Annotated in this window: 9 protein-coding genes and 1 pseudogene; 3 read left to right on the top strand and 7 right to left on the bottom strand. The window is 53.8% G+C overall.

From position 1 onward, the window contains the following. Positions 1 to 49: 49 nt before the first annotated feature. From tldD to C8R30_RS01710, 3 genes are all read right to left on the bottom strand, one after another. Positions 50 to 1,498 (bottom strand): metalloprotease TldD, encoded by a 1,449-nt coding sequence (tldD, locus tag C8R30_RS01720; protein WP_090665665.1) that lies wholly within the window; start codon positions 1,496 to 1,498, stop codon positions 50 to 52. Positions 1,499 to 1,522: 24 nt separating this feature from the next. Beyond that, positions 1,523 to 2,368, bottom strand: coding sequence for a carbon-nitrogen hydrolase family protein (locus C8R30_RS01715; RefSeq protein WP_090665813.1), 846 nt, complete (start codon positions 2,366 to 2,368; stop codon positions 1,523 to 1,525). Positions 2,369 to 2,550: 182 nt separating this feature from the next. Continuing rightward, positions 2,551 to 6,426 carry a YhdP family protein gene (locus tag C8R30_RS01710; protein ID WP_107789388.1) on the bottom strand — a complete coding sequence of 1,292 codons (3,876 nt, stop codon included), beginning with the start codon at positions 6,424 to 6,426 and terminating at the stop codon, positions 2,551 to 2,553. A 376-nt stretch (positions 6,427 to 6,802) separates the two neighbouring features. On the opposite strand from C8R30_RS01710, the pseudogene glnE reads away from it, so the two are divergent. Together glnE and C8R30_RS01700 are read left to right on the top strand one after the other, a co-directional pair. Next, positions 6,803 to 9,616: pseudogene (glnE, locus tag C8R30_RS01705) on the top strand (bifunctional [glutamate--ammonia ligase]-adenylyl-L-tyrosine phosphorylase/[glutamate--ammonia-ligase] adenylyltransferase); the annotation flags it as partial. Positions 9,617 to 9,806: 190 nt separating this feature from the next. Beyond that, complete coding sequence (locus C8R30_RS01700; protein ID WP_107789386.1) at positions 9,807 to 10,250, top strand: pilin; 444 nt, start codon at positions 9,807 to 9,809, stop codon at positions 10,248 to 10,250. A gap of 291 nt (positions 10,251 to 10,541) precedes the next feature. On the opposite strand, the gene C8R30_RS01695 is transcribed toward C8R30_RS01700, so the two are convergent. Both C8R30_RS01695 and C8R30_RS01690 read right to left on the bottom strand, forming a co-directional pair. Continuing rightward, positions 10,542 to 10,766: a hypothetical protein gene (locus C8R30_RS01695; protein WP_146162668.1), complete on the bottom strand. Its 225-nt coding sequence runs from the start codon at positions 10,764 to 10,766 to the stop codon at positions 10,542 to 10,544. Positions 10,767 to 10,863: 97 nt separating this feature from the next. Further along, a complete protein-coding gene (locus C8R30_RS01690) occupies positions 10,864 to 13,239 on the bottom strand; it encodes a GspE/PulE family protein (RefSeq protein ID WP_107789384.1) in 2,376 nt (791 codons plus the stop codon). Positions 13,240 to 13,250: 11 nt separating this feature from the next. Here C8R30_RS01690 and C8R30_RS15700 point away from each other — a divergent pair, with 11 nt between their 5' ends. Then, positions 13,251 to 13,490, top strand: coding sequence for a hypothetical protein (locus tag C8R30_RS15700; protein ID WP_146162667.1), 240 nt, complete (start codon positions 13,251 to 13,253; stop codon positions 13,488 to 13,490). Here the strand turns inward: C8R30_RS15700 and C8R30_RS01685 are convergent. Together C8R30_RS01685 and C8R30_RS01680 are read right to left on the bottom strand one after the other, a co-directional pair. Beyond that, on the bottom strand, positions 13,483 to 13,908 hold the full coding sequence (locus C8R30_RS01685) for a universal stress protein (RefSeq protein ID WP_090665675.1): 426 nt from the start codon (positions 13,906 to 13,908) through the stop codon (positions 13,483 to 13,485). The genes C8R30_RS15700 and C8R30_RS01685 overlap by 8 nt on opposite strands. 40 nt (positions 13,909 to 13,948) lie before the next feature. Beyond that, positions 13,949 to 14,671, bottom strand: a complete 723-nt coding sequence (locus C8R30_RS01680) for a TerC family protein (protein ID WP_090665677.1) — start codon at positions 14,669 to 14,671, stop codon at positions 13,949 to 13,951.

Here is a 14,671-nt window from a genome sequence, read left to right as displayed (position 1 = left end):
CAAGGGAATCAATACCATCTGTTCTGCGTGAATGGTTCAGAACAAATCGTCAGCCGCCTGTCCCACCCACCGTCAACCCATCCACGCGCAAAGTCGGTTGCCCCACTCCCACCGGCACACTCTGCCCTTCCTTTCCACACATACCTACTCCGGGGTCGAGCGCCATATCATTGCCTATCATCGAAACACGCGTCAGCACATCCGGTCCATTGCCAATCAAGGTTGCACCTTTGACTGGATAAGTCACTTTTCCATTCTCGATCATGTAGGCTTCGGCCGCGGAAAAGACAAATTTACCGCTGGTGATATCGACCTGCCCCCCTCCAAAGTTGACAGCATACAAACCATGCTTTACCGATGCGATGATTTCTTCCGGATGCTTATTACCGTTAAGCATATAGGTATTGGTCATCCGCGGCATTGGAATATGCGCAAACGACTCCCGCCTGCCATTGCCGGTAAGCGGTTGATTCATAAGTCTCGCATTCAGGTTGTCTTGCAAATAACCTCGGAGTACGCCATTTTCGATCAATACCGTGCATTGTGTCGGGTTACCTTCATCGTCGATATTGAGCGATCCACGGCGGCGAGCAATCGTACCATCATCGACCACCGTCACGCCATCCGCAGCCACACGTTCACCAATGCGGCCAGAAAAAGCAGAACTTCCCTTCCGGTTGAAATCGCCTTCCAATCCATGACCAATCGCTTCGTGCAGCAGCACACCTGGCCAGCCACTTCCCAGCACCACCGTCATTGTCCCAGCTGGGGCCGGTTTTGCATCGAGATTCACGATTGCCTGGTGCACTGCCTTTTGAGCATAATCGGCTAAAATTTCATCAGTAAAATAGGCATAATCGAATCGCCCACCCCCGCCTGCGACACCTTGCTCACGCCGACCATTCTCCTCAGCGATCACCTGCAACGACATTCGCACCAAAGGCCGCACATCGGCCGCAAGCAAGCCATCGCTGCGCGCAACCATGACCACCTCGTACTCCCCTGCCAGCGATGCCATGACCTGGATAACGCGCTTATCGACTGCGCGTGCAAATCCTTCCAATTTTTCCAGTAAAGCGACTTTATCGCTGTCTTTGAAAGCCGAAATCGGATCCTGAGGAAGATAGAGCGATTGGCTTGGATAACGCGCCACCTTGTTAACGATCTGCACAGACTGGGCACTGCCTTGATGCGCAATGGCGCGTGTTGCCTTTGCAGCCGATTCCAAAGCATTCAGACTGATTTCATCGGAATAGGCAAATGCCGTTTTCTCACCACTGATCGCCCGCACACCCACGCCTTGATCAATATTGAAGCTGCCCGATTTGACGATACCTTCTTCGAGCACCCACCCCTCGGAACGACCATATTGGAAATAAAGATCTGCATAATCGATCTGATGGGCAAGCATCTGCCCAAATACTTGATGTAACCGGTTGGTATCAAGCTCGTAAGGCATCAGCAGGCAATGATCGGCGATAGTAAAGGATTCGTTCATCTTCAAATTAAATTTAGGTTAAGGCTAGCATGGATACAAGCAACGATGCTCTAACGCAGGCAGGCTTGCACGGACGCTGGATTGATAGGCTTGATCCAGCGAAGCGACCACAACCCCTGGCCCACGCGCCAAGCGATCTATGACCCCCCCCCAGGGATCGACGATCATACTGTCTCCATTGGTCTCGCGCCCACTAACATGAAACCCCCCCTGCGCAGGTGCGATCACATACGCCTGATTCTCAATGGCACGCGCACGAATCAACGTTTCCCAATGGGCTTTGCCCGTGATGGCCGTAAAAGCCGAGGGCGCAAGGATGATATCGACTTTTCCCATGATGCGATAAAGCTCGGGGAAGCGAAGATCATAACAAATCGACAGCCCAATCCGGCCAAATGGTGAATCGAGCGCGACGACTTTGTCGCCAGCCTTGATTGTTCTCTCCTCCGCAAAGCGTTCATTCCCCAGCGCGAGCCCGAACAAATGAATTTTATCGTAACGGGCGACCAGCCTGCCATGATCATCATAAACCAGGCAGCTATTATAAATCTTATCAGGCACGTGTGACACTAATGGCACAGAACCGCCAACCAGCCAAATGCCAAACCGCTTGGCCGTCTCGCTGAGGAAAGATTGGATCATTCCATTGCCGGGTTGCTCTCGAACTTCCAGCTTATCGGTATCCTGCAACCCCATAATACAGAAATACTCCGGCAGGACAACAAGCTTTGCATCTTGCGATACCGCCAACTCGATTAGGCGTAACGCTTCTTCCAAATTGGCCGCAACGCTGGGTCCGGAAGCCATTTGAACAGCCGCGACCCGCACCCCCCTATTATTGTCATTGCCGTTTTCTGACAATGATTCCATCAACGTATCCGAATGGCTCGACATCTCGTCCTCCAGCACCATTAATTAAAGCGGTTCGCTTCAAGCAAGAAATCGATCTTGCTCACAAAGATATTCAAGCAATTCAAGATAACTCCTCCCCCTCGAGCAAGCGATATCGGCTTGCTGTTCCCATAATGTTCAAGATGCCTCCAAGCCGGTCGTCATTCTTTTGATTCTGGCGCACTTTGCGATTTAACGACAACGGGCTCATCCCATGTTCCTGTTATAGCATATTCATTAAATAAAACACGATCAAATGGATCTTTCAGCGACTGATTTGCGATCATCGATGCGATGCCCACAACCGGCGTAGCCAATCCGAGCGAAGGGAACATTTTAACCAGAAGTGACTGTGTTTCTTCCACTAAATTTATCTCACCGCTCACAGCAAGGTAAGCTGCGCTTCCGGCAATCTGCAACTCATGCGTTTCCGCCACCCCATTTTCAATTTTAACATCGCCCAATATATCTTCGAAACCAAAACCTTGACTGAATACATCGTAAAAATCCAATGTCAGTCTGCGGGGAATGGATTTTAGATCGAAAATCCCGAGCAATTTACTCATTCCAGGCCTGAATTTGGTAAATTGTCCGCGCTGCGCCGCCACCCTCAGTTTGCCAGATAACGAAGGAAAATGAAGGGAAAAAGGTTCGCCTTGCCACGTCAGTGAACCTTCCAGTTTACCCTCTCCGCGCGCAATACGCCCTGGATAGCCTACACGTGTCAGAAATTTCCCGATATTATTGGCTTGCAATCGGATCTCGGCTTGCATCTGAAACGGCGCACGCTGATTCTGCCATACACCCTGCATCGAAAAAGAACTGTCCGCATGGGTCACGCGCAAGCTATCGATATGCCAGCCATCACGCTGCTGCTGCGCCAACAATATCAGTTCGCCCAGTGGCTTTTCTTTGGCGAACAACGCTTCGGCTTGGAGATCGATGGTAGGCCAGTTTTTCGGCTGATTCCTTTTCTCCTCGGTCATATGAGGATCGGGCACTGCTTCCGGCATGGCCAACTTTTTTAGGCGCGCCACCGCCTTACGCTTTACGCCGCCATCCCAGGCTATCTTGCCAACCACCTCATCGCTCACGACCGTTGCATCCCACAGAAAACCCTGCTTATCCGCACGGAAGCTGAAGGCGTTGAAACGGCTTTCCAGAAAATCGAGCCTGCCGATATCGAGATCGAACACAATCCGGTCGGTCAACAAAGCCTTGACCCCTCGCCCCTGCCGCCCCGATAGCGCAACCATCTCGTCATGCCGACGGAACAGTGCCTGCCATCGATCCCACTCCAGCGAGGAAATCGCACCATGCACCTTGGTCATGACGGCCACGGGCAGCTCCTCCGGTACCGTTTGAAAACTCATCACACCCCGCACGGGAATGAAGTGACCGTCTTCATCACGGGTACGCCGAATCTCGGCCGTCATGATTTCACCGACACGAAATTGCAAAACCTCCTGATTTAAATCGGTTAAATTTCTTACAAAACTGAACGGGACTCTTTCCGCGGCCGATTTGGAAAACGGCCCAGGCAGTGAAGAAACAGCGCCTGCCAAGGTCGATTCAAGCTTAACGCCCACACCTTTTTCGCTCATATCGAACACAGCCGACCAATCGGTAGCCCCCCGCAGAAATTGCAACCATAATTGCAAAGGCGTGGTGGGTTTGCCGGGGTTCAAAGCATGCAAACGATCAAAGTCGACTTGACCCGCCGCAGCGATGCGCAGCTCGCCGCCGGGCAATGTCGTCACGTCGACTGTCATGGGGCCACCTAGCGCTTGTCCCTTCAGCCCTGCGATCGATACGGTCGATTGGGTGAACGCAAGCGTCCCATTGAGCTTGCTCAGCGACGCAAAGCCATCCTCCAGATCGATTTCATTATCGATCAATTCATAGCGCCCCTGTAGATCGAGGGCTCGCCCGGCTTGTGGTGGACCCAACGGCCATGTCGCCTCCCATTGTAATTTTCCATTGCCGCTTACCTTGCCCAGACTGGGAAAACCGGTCGCCGCACGCCCACTCAGCGGCACCTTCTCGACCAAATCGATGATATGTTGCGTCGCACCCTCCGCCACGCCTGAAACCCGCAAAACCGGATCAGGCGCGGAGATATTTTCGATCTGCAATCGCGCATTTTTTAAAGCGATCTCCCCCGCTTTTGCTTGATGCACGGTCATTTTCAAACGGCGATCCTCGAGTGAAACAGCGGCCCGCACTCCCGTCATAGCCGGCCAGCCATCCGGCAGTTTCACGGCGGCATCGGTGATTTTCGTCGAAAACTTCACGACTTGGCTTTGACGCTGACCCGCAAACAATTGGTTCACATCGCCCCGCACATAAAACTGGAAATCATCCAACCATCCCGTTATCGCTGAATTGGCGAGCCAACTGGGTGGTTTCTCCTGGTTAACCAGACGGGTCAAATACCTGCTGAGATAACCCGCTTCCGCATAAGTCAGCTCCCCCCCCAGGTCGATCGCGCCGGATTGACCGGAACGATCCTGATAGCGCCCATGCATCGTCCCCGCGATGTAGTTATTTGCAAACGAGACACGATGCAACTCAAACACCGTCAACGCCAGATCCGAGAATTGCTGCCAATCGATGAGCGCGGCGACATGGTCGAATTCGATCGACTCCCCCGCTGCACCGGACCAGGTCACGCTGACCTTATCTGAATCGAGGCTGAGCGCACCATTCTGTTCGGTCATTTCGATACTGCCACTGATTCCGCTGACCGCAGCGATTTTGCCGAGCTGATTGACGGCCAGTTTACGAAAACTCACCTTTCCGTCAAAAACGCGCGGGGCTTGCCAATCGCCTTGCCAAGCGAGCTGCGCATGGTCGATGATGCCTTGAGGAGACCAGCGCGCGATTTGCTGCTGCATGGCCGATGCGATCGGCAAATGATGCGCGAGCGATGTCAGCGCACTCACGTCCAGGTCATCGATCCGCAGCGCATTTTCTAATGAATCCGTCTCGCCGCCCGCTTTTCGCTGCCATGTGATATTCATGGGTTTGATGAATCGCCGGTCTTGGATGGCAACACTCAGTTGCTGAACAAACCATTCGTCACCGGATTGCTCACCGTCATCGTACTTCTTCCAGCCGACTCGCCCGCGCACATGCCCAAGATCGAGCTTGGGCGAGCTGCCAGCCCAGTGCAGGCGCGTTTCGTTAAAATTCATATCGGCCGTCCAGCCGGTGACAGACTCGCTATCCACCCCGATCCAGGCACGGAATGCTCCGCTGCCATGATCAAATTGCAGGCTATTGGGAAAGGGCAGCCAAGTTTGCAATACCGCGAGATCGACATGATCCAGTTGAGCGAACAAGCGGCCGCGCCATCTATCCTTGGCGCTCACTGAAACCCCCGTAAATTCACCGCGAATATCGATCGGCGCAGCCACCTCAGCCGGCGGCGTAGCGCGCAAACCGAAACGGTGCAGCCCGTCTTGATTACGCATCAGCAAACTGACCGCATTCAGATACAACACCGGCGCGGCACGCAGCTCATCCAGCCAAAAGACATCGGCGTTATTGATGATCAATTGGCGTTGACGCAGCAGCCAATCAAAAAAACCGGTATCCGCTTCATCCTGATCGAACATTCCCCCCGCAATATGCAGCACGCCATCGAGGTCGCGCCGTACGATCAGCACCGGCCGCTCGATCCGGATTGCGCGAAACCGCAATTCACCATACAGCAATGACCGCCAGGCAAACGTACCATCCAATTCAGTCAATATCAGCACCAGCGAGCCGTATCGATCATGCACGCGCACCCCATGCAGCTGCAAATACGGACGCAAGCCATCCCAATTGGCATCGATCCGCTCGATACTGATCTGCTGACCCGCCACCTGAGAAATCGCTGCCGCGATGTGCGGGCGATACCGCTCGATATCGGGCAATAGCCAATAACGCAGCAACAGCAGCAGCAAGCAGAAGGACATGACGACCGCGAATAGGGCCCACCCGAGCCAGCGTAAAGCGAAAACAGATCGCTTGAAAAAAGAAAGCATCATCAGTGATCTTATGGCAAAAACTTTGTCTTATTCCGGAATAAATGACTTAGAGGAAGCAGAACACCGTCATTAACGCCGCTCAACCCAGCGCTGGCGAAACTTCATAACGATTCCTTGAGCTATGGCCGCAATTACCTAACCCCCTCACACATGAGGCACAGACAAGCTGCAAGCCGCATCCACAATACGGCGAGTCGAAACGACCAAGCCGGATTGGGATTGGAATGGGCAATGGATCGAGGTCGGCATTCGGCAACAACAGCGTATTAGCAGGTATCATAACCTGTCATGCTAGTGATTCGGAAATCCGTTGCGAAGAAACCATCTCATTTGCATATAGAAGCAACGATCAACAGGATCGACAAAAAATTTATGGGAGTCTATTTTAACCTTGAAACCATCCATCGACACAGTCGACTCATCGGCAGAAGCCAAGCTCGAACAGGCACTGCGCTTTAGCCGCTACGCACAACGCCAGCTGGACAGCGAACCGGCGTTACGCAATGACCTGTTGGTTCATCTGCATCGTCCGTTTTCGCGCGAGGAAATGCTCACCCACCTCGATGCCGCCTGCGCAAACGCCTCTTTGGACGAATCCCTGCTGCGCAGCACGTTACGCATCCTGCGCAAACGGGTTATGCTGCGCTTGGCGATCCGTGACCTGGCCGGCATGGCGGATCTGACCGAAGTCATGACCACCATGACCCACTTGGCCGAAGTGACCATCCGTTGTTCACTCGAACAGTACCATAACTGGCTGACTCAGCCCGACCAGTTTGGTTCACCGATCGGTGAAAAAAGCGCCACCCCACAGCAATTGTTAGTCGTGGCCATGGGCAAATTAGGCGGCGGCGAACTCAATGTATCCTCCGACGTCGATCTGGTTTTCATCTACCCGGAAGATGGAGAAACCAATGGGCGAAAAGCGATTGCCAATCACGATTTCTTTACCCGCCTCGGCCGCAAGCTGATTGCGAGCCTCAACGATTATACGGTAGATGGCTATGTATTCCGGGTCGACATGCGACTGCGGCCGCACGGTGAGAACAGCCCATTGGCCATCAGCTTCGCCATGCTGGAAGAGTATTTCGCCACGCAGGGACGGGAATGGGAACGGCACGCCTGGCTCAAAAGCCGGGTCATCGCAGGCCCTGCCGCCGCCACGGCCGTCCTGATGGAAGAAATCACCCGCCCCTTCGTGTTTCGCAAATACCTGGATTTTGAAGCCTACGAAGCCATGCGCAGCCTGCACGCGCAACTGCGCAAAGAAGTGGACCGCCGGGAAATGCATGACAATATCAAGCTCGGCCCTGGCGGCATACGCGAAATCGAATTCATCACGCAGGTCTTCCAATTGATACGGGGCGGACGCGATGCCGATTTGTGCATCCGCCCCACGCTCGCCACGCTGCAACGGCTGCAGCAGAAACAGCCTATCCCCGCGCAAACCATTACCGAATTGATCGACGCCTATCGTTTTCTGCGCAAACTGGAACACCGGCTGCAATATTTAGACGATCAGCAAACCCAGAATCTACCCGACGATCCGCTCGATCAAGCGTTGATCGCGGCAGCCATGGGTTATCCTAGTTTTGCCGATTTTCTGCAGCAGCTCGATATCCACCGCAGCCACGTCACGCGGCACTTCGAACTCATTTTCGCCGCGCCGCGCAAATCACCCGCGCATGACATTCTCACCAGCCTCTGGCAGGAGCACGCGGATGACAGCACGCAAGTGGCCGCCGCCACCAGCCAGCTCACCACCTTGGGCTTTACCGAACCTGGCAAAATTTCGGCCAGAATCCAGCAATTTTATGGCAGCTATTTTTTTCAGCAACTGCCACCCGCCCGCCAGCGCAAGATCAAATCGCTGATGCCCATCCTGGTCGAGGCGATCGCCCAATTTCCGCCGGTCGAATCGACGCTGGAGCGCATGCTGCAACTGCTCGAGCATATCAGCCAGCATACCGCCTACCTGGCTTTATTGCTGGAGCACCCGCAGACCCTGCCGCGGATCACCAAGCTGGTCAGCGCCAGCCAATGGGCCACCGACTACCTCGGCCGCCACCCCATCCTGCTCGATCAACTGCTCACGCCGCGCGGCCTCTACCAACTGCCGGATTGGCCCGCACTCAGGCGGGAGCTCATGTACCAACTCACCCACGCCAACAGCCCCAAGAGCAACATTACGGAATGGCAAATGGACGTTTTGCGCCACTTCCAGCATGCCCAGGTGTTTCAGTTGCTAGCGATCGATTTGGAGGGCAAGCTGCTGCTGGAAACGTTGAGCGATCACCTCACCGAACTGGCCGACCTGATACTCGACAACGTGCTCAACCTCGCCTGGCAGGGGCTCAAAAAAAAGCATCGCGACCGCCCGGCCTTCGCCATCATCGGCTACGGCAAGCTCGGCGGCAAAGAACTCGGTTACGCTTCGGATCTCGACATCATCTTTCTGTTCAAGGACAACCACCCCGATGCGCTGGAGATTTACACCAAGCTGAGCCAAAGCATCAATAGCTGGCTCACCAGCCACACCTCGACCGGGGTCTTGTATGAAACCGATCTACGCTTGCGCCCCAATGGCACCAGCGGCCTGCTGGCCTGCTCCATCGAAGCGTTCAGCCAATACCAGCACGAACAAGCCTGGGTCTGGGAACACCAGGCGCTGACACGCGCCCGCTACATTTCGGGCGATCAGCAAGTCGGCGCCCTGTTCGAACAAGTCCGCAAAGAAATTTTATGCAAACAGCGCGACCTCGCCCCGCTTCGGCAAGAAATCCTGAAGATGCGCGAGAAAATGCTGAACGCGCACCCCAACCCCACCCCGCTGTTCGATATCAAGCATGACCGCGGCGGCATCATCGACGTGGAATTCATCGTGCAGTACCTGGTGCTCGGCTACGCGCACCGCTATCCCCAACTGACCGGCAACATCGGCAATATCGCGCTGCTGAAACTATCCGGCGAACTCGGCCTCATTCCGGCCGAGACCGCCCAGCAAGTGCTCACCGCCTACCGTGAATTCCGCCGCCTGCAGCACCGCCTGCGGCTCAACACCGACCCCGAGCTGGCCGGCGGCAATACCTCCCAAGAAAAATCGGCCGGTTACGCCCGCATCGAAGCCGAACACCTCAGCCACGCACGCATGGCCGTGCTGCAACTGTGGGAAGAAGTGTTCGGCGGATAAGCCCTGCCTCACGCCGACCAAATCACTGAATAGCGCCCAAATCATCGTTCAATTTATAGCTAAACTTTTTGTCAGGGGCAGCCGTTATAGTCTCAGCACCATGCTTTTTAGCAACAATGATTGCACACATGGGCCCGTTTTAAATTCATGACACGACACGTGTTATTTTTCAAACCAAAGGAGATACACCATGCAACAAATGCAAAAAGGCTTTACCCTGATAGAGTTGATGATCGTTGTCGCTATTATCGGTATTTTGGCGGCGGTGGCGATTCCGGCTTATCAGGACTATACAATAAGAGCTCGTGTTTCTGAGGCGGTTAGTGTTGCATCTGCAGCAAAAACTACAGTCAGTGAGAATATTTCTTCTAATGGCGGCACCTTACCTGCAGATGCTTGCCTCGGAGTGACAGCAATCACAGCTACTATTGGTAATGTGGCTTCTATGTCTTGCACACCTGCTACAGGTGCAATTACTGTAGCTACTACTGCTGCTGCTGGTGGTGTAACGTTAGTACTCACCCCTAATGCGCCTGGTGCAGCGGGTAGTACTATTACTTGGGGCTGCCAGCGAACCGCTGGCAGCAACAACCACGTACCTGCAAATTGCCGCGCGGCGCCTGCTGCATCGTAACCCGCGTAAGGTAATAACCATCGGGCATTGCACCAGAGGGCTCCTTACCAAACTTCGAGTGCAATGCGCTTTGCTTATTGCCCTACACATAACCACCCAAGGTCACTTCCTCGGGTGGTTTTTTGTTTTACGACGCGGAAAACAAACACCGCATTGTTATCGCTTGGTATCGCTTTGAGTTCAACCTACGCGCAAAACGCAAATAACCAACAGGCATTGCGCCAGATATGTGCTTATCGAATATCTAGTGCAATACGCTCGATAAAGACAGAGACGCACAGCTATCAATCTTTATAATCCAACTCTTTTTCTGCACCGCCAGTCCCAATCCGCAGGGTAAACACCCAGCTTTAGCCACCGATGCGAGGTGGAATACGGCCAGCCCACAACCCGCTTGACCAACCCGTGCTTGACTGGATTGATAAGGACATCATCCCTATGCGCGCGGTCGTCGGTTTCATCCCGAATCAAATGCGCCCACAGTATTGATGTTGCCAGATGCCTCGCTCGCTCCACCTGCATCGCACTGCGGATAATCGTTCCGTTTTGGAGAGCGCCTTGGAAAAACTTATCTCGATCAAACGCCAGCGCAATGCCCGAGGGTGACCGCCCCTTACTTGATACACACGGCCCGCACCTGATGGATATCGGTCATGCCTTGCAGCACTTTCTCGATTCCATCTTGTTTCAAAGTGCGCATGCCGTCGTTCAGCCCGGTTACCAGCATTTCCGCGACGCGCGCATGTTCCTGGATATTTTTTTTCAGTGCGTCAGTGGCGGTCAGCAGTTCGTGCAGCGCGACCCGTCCCGCATACCCGGTACCGTTGCAATCATCGCAGCCGACACGCTGGTACAAGGTGATTTGCTTGTTTTCGCCCCCATACTCCTGCAGCCAGCGGCTTTCGATTTCCTGGTAGGCCGCTTCGGGATTCGCCTTGAAATGCTCGAGATACTTCAGTTCATCGCAATATTCGATCAACAGCGCCTTCAGTTCTTCCCGGCTGGCAGAGTGCGGCTTTTTGCATTTGCACAGCCGCTTGGCCAGCCGCTGCGCGAGGATACCGAGTAACGCATCGGAGAAATTGAAGGGGTCCATGCCCATATCGAGTAAGCGGATGACCGATTCCGGTGCGCTGTTGGTATGCAAGGTCGCCAGCACCAAATGACCGGTCAAGGAGGCTTCGATGCCGATGCTGGTGGTTTCCTTGTCGCGCATTTCGCCGACCATGATGATGTCCGGATCGGCGCGCAAAAAGGATCGCATCACCGCAGCGAAGGTTAGCCCTGCCTTGACATTGACTTGCACCTGCCGCAATCCTTTCTGCGTGATCTCCACCGGGTCCTCGGCCGTCCAGATCTTGGTTTCGGGCGTATTGAGGTGTTTCAGCACCGAATGCAGCGTCGTCGTTTTACCCGAACCGGTCGGGCCGCATACGAAAAACAGCCCATAGGGTTTGCTGATGATCGATTTGAGTTCTTGCAAGTTACGGGCGGTAAAATTCATTTTTTCCAGCGGGATCGGCTCCCCTGCCGCCAGGATACGCATGACGACGTCTTCCAATCCGCCGGCGGAAGGGAGGGTCGCGACCCGCAATTCGATATCGAGCGGGGCGTATTTCCGGAATTTGATTTTGCCATCCTGCGGCTTGCGCTTCTCGGCAATATCCAGATCGCACATGATCTTGATGCGGGTCACCAACGCATTGCGGTAACCCGCCGGAATTTCGATATACGGCAGCAATGTGCCGTCTTTGCGGAAACGGATTTTGGTTTTTTCCTTGCCGGGATAAGGTTCGATATGGATATCGGAAGCCCCCATTTTGTGCGCATCCATGATGATCTTGTTGACCAGTTTGACGAGCTCGTTTTCGGAGGCCTCCGAAGTCTCGTCAACCGTTACGGCTTCTTCCACATTGTCTTCGAGATCGGACAACATTTCGTTGATATTGACGCTGCTGATCTCGCCGTTATTTGCACCGTAAAACAAATCCAGCGTGGCTTTGAATTCCCGTTCGGTGCTGACCGTGTAAACAATGTGATGCCGCGGAAAAATCTGATTGACGATGCGTAACGCTTTGAGTCTCTCCGGATCGAGCGTCAACACCACCAGCCCTTCTTTGCTTTCATCGATCGGCAGCCATTGATTGCTTTCGACGAAATCCCGTTTGAGGTTTCTCAGCACGTCGAACGGCTTATTCCGGTCGGCACGGTACGGCTCATAGCGCACATTGAAGAAATTCGATAAAGCTTGGCCGATTTGCGCCGGTTTGATTTTGAATTCGTCGATCAGCACATCTTCCAGGTCGCAGCCCTTTTCGCGCGCCAGCCGCGCTGCCAGCTCGAGGTCGGTGGCGGTGATCGCTGCGCTCGTGACCAGGTAATCGTATTTCGATTTTGTCAGGAGTTGCTGCTGCTGGCGCTGGCGGATAGCGATGGCCAATGCCTGACAAATTGCGCTCATACCTTCCACGTACAGCGGTGGAAAAGGACCTTGTCCGTTATGGTTGACTGCTTGCACCAGACCCAGCAGCGTGTTGTCACGCGCATTGAGTATGGGGGCCAACAGCATTTCCTTGGTTCGATAGCCGGTTCGCTTGTCGGCATCCTTCGGAAAATTCAATTGCGGATTGACGGCGATCAATTCTTGCCGGTCGTAAACATCTTTCAAATTAAGGGTTTGTTTACTCAGGCTGACAAAAGCGATGATGTCGTTTTCGTCAAGCGTCAGTCGCAGGTTTTGTAAGCAGCCGTTCCCCAAATTGACACGCGACAGCAGATACGAGCCGTCCTCGCTGAGCGTATACACGGTCAGGCGATCCGCATTGAACAGCGCGCGCAGCGCTCTGCTCACCTCCACGAAGATTTCATCCAGGCTGCTGACCGCCTGGATTTTGTTGATGATCGCTTCCAATCGCTGCGGGAAATGCGATTGATCGGCCATTGCAGGAAGTTGATTTGTTTGCGGTTCGAGTTCGATTTGTACGTTCATGGCGATAGGGTATGTATTCAAAAAGCTTGGCTTCAAAGCTACTCGACGCCCCCTTGCAGGAGGGTCACGATGCCCGCTTGTCAGGCATCAGCTTGTCACCTGCTGGCTTACACCAGCCGCTTCGAACAACCGTGGCAACAGCTTGCCCGGATGACGGGCGTGGTGACTTGCTTACCCTCTATTTAACCGTACTTGCCACCAGGGCATACTCAACAATAGAAAGGGAATACCGCCTATTTCCCGTTATTTGATCAATAAAATGGGTATCGGCGAAAGATGGATCAATTTGCTGGCAACCGAGCCAAGCAGCAACCCTTGGACGGTACCGAGCCCGCGTGGCCCGATGACGATCTGATCGCATGCGTGCTCCGTGGCGAATTGCACGATCATTTTTGCCGCATCCCCGACCACCACATGGTATTGATAGGCGATCCCCGCCTGATCCAGCAGCTCACGCGCCTTGTTCAAATCCTTCAACCCTTCGTCCAGGTGATACTGCTTGATGCTTTCCTGATCAACGAATAGGGAAACATCACCATGAAAGGGAAACTGCACATTCAGCAAATGGATTTCCGGTACTTCTTTATACCAGCCGAGCAATTCAATGAATTGGCTGACCGCATTGTTGCAGGCAGTCGAACCATCTATCGGCAGCAGCATTTTTAGCATGATGTGTACTCCTATTAATTATGTTGTTCATCGCAAGCGATTACTTTTTAGGCGTATCGTCCGTGAGGTCGACCAGGGCGATTTCCCGTTTCTGCGCCCTGGCTGTCAACCACTTTCCGGCAAGGATCACCGTCAACGCCATGCCAACCGGCATGACCCAATGCAAGAAAGCGGCATGCGCATTGACCCAATCTATGGTAACGCTATCGGTAATGGCCATAGTGCCCGCAATCCAGCCAAGCAGCCCCGCACCGATAAAAATAACGATAGGAAAACGATTCATCAGCTTCATTACCAGTTTACTTCCCCAGACGATGATCGGAACACTGACCAGCAAACCAAAAATAACCAGCGTCAGATCCCCTCTGGCAGCCCCCGCGATACCGATTACATTGTCCAGGCTCATGACGGCATCGGCGATGATAATGGTTTTGATTGCACCCATTAGCGAGACGCTGGCATCGACTTCATGCGTTGGCTCGCTCGGCTCGGGCAGCAGTAACTTGATCCCGATCCAGACCAGCAGCATTGCCCCGATCAGTTTCAGATAAGGCAGCGCCAGCAGGTTGATGGCGAAGAATACCAGGATGATACGAATGGCAATCGCGCCAAACACACCCCAGAATATGCCCAAATTACGTTGCTTTTCGGGTAATCTCCGGCAAGCCAACGCGATGATCACAGCATTATCGCCGCCGAGTACCAGATCGATTGCAACGATTTGCAATGCCGCCAGCCAGAATTGAGGATCAGAAAATGCCAT

It is taken from the genome of Nitrosomonas nitrosa, from assembly GCF_003051105.1.
Classification (GTDB): domain Bacteria; phylum Pseudomonadota; class Gammaproteobacteria; order Burkholderiales; family Nitrosomonadaceae; genus Nitrosomonas; species Nitrosomonas nitrosa.
The sequence above is the reverse complement of the archived record's forward strand: the minus strand, read 5'-3'. Positions and strand labels throughout refer to the sequence as shown.

Coding starts and splice junctions, on each gene's coding strand:
- tldD (WP_090665665.1), bottom strand. CDS start 1,498: ATGAACGAATCCTTTACTATCGCCGATCATTGCCTGCTGATGCCTTAC.
- C8R30_RS01710 (WP_107789388.1), bottom strand. CDS start 6,426: ATGATGCTTTCTTTTTTCAAGCGATCTGTTTTCGCTTTACGCTGGCTC.
- C8R30_RS15700 (WP_146162667.1), top strand. CDS start 13,251: ATGTATTCAAAAAGCTTGGCTTCAAAGCTACTCGACGCCCCCTTGCAG.
- C8R30_RS01715 (WP_090665813.1), bottom strand. CDS start 2,368: ATGGAATCATTGTCAGAAAACGGCAATGACAATAATAGGGGGGTGCGG.
- C8R30_RS01690 (WP_107789384.1), bottom strand. CDS start 13,239: ATGAACGTACAAATCGAACTCGAACCGCAAACAAATCAACTTCCTGCA.
- C8R30_RS01700 (WP_107789386.1), top strand. CDS start 9,807: ATGCAACAAATGCAAAAAGGCTTTACCCTGATAGAGTTGATGATCGTT.
- C8R30_RS01685 (WP_090665675.1), bottom strand. CDS start 13,908: ATGCTAAAAATGCTGCTGCCGATAGATGGTTCGACTGCCTGCAACAAT.
- C8R30_RS01680 (WP_090665677.1), bottom strand. CDS start 14,671: ATGGCATTTTCTGATCCTCAATTCTGGCTGGCGGCATTGCAAATCGTT.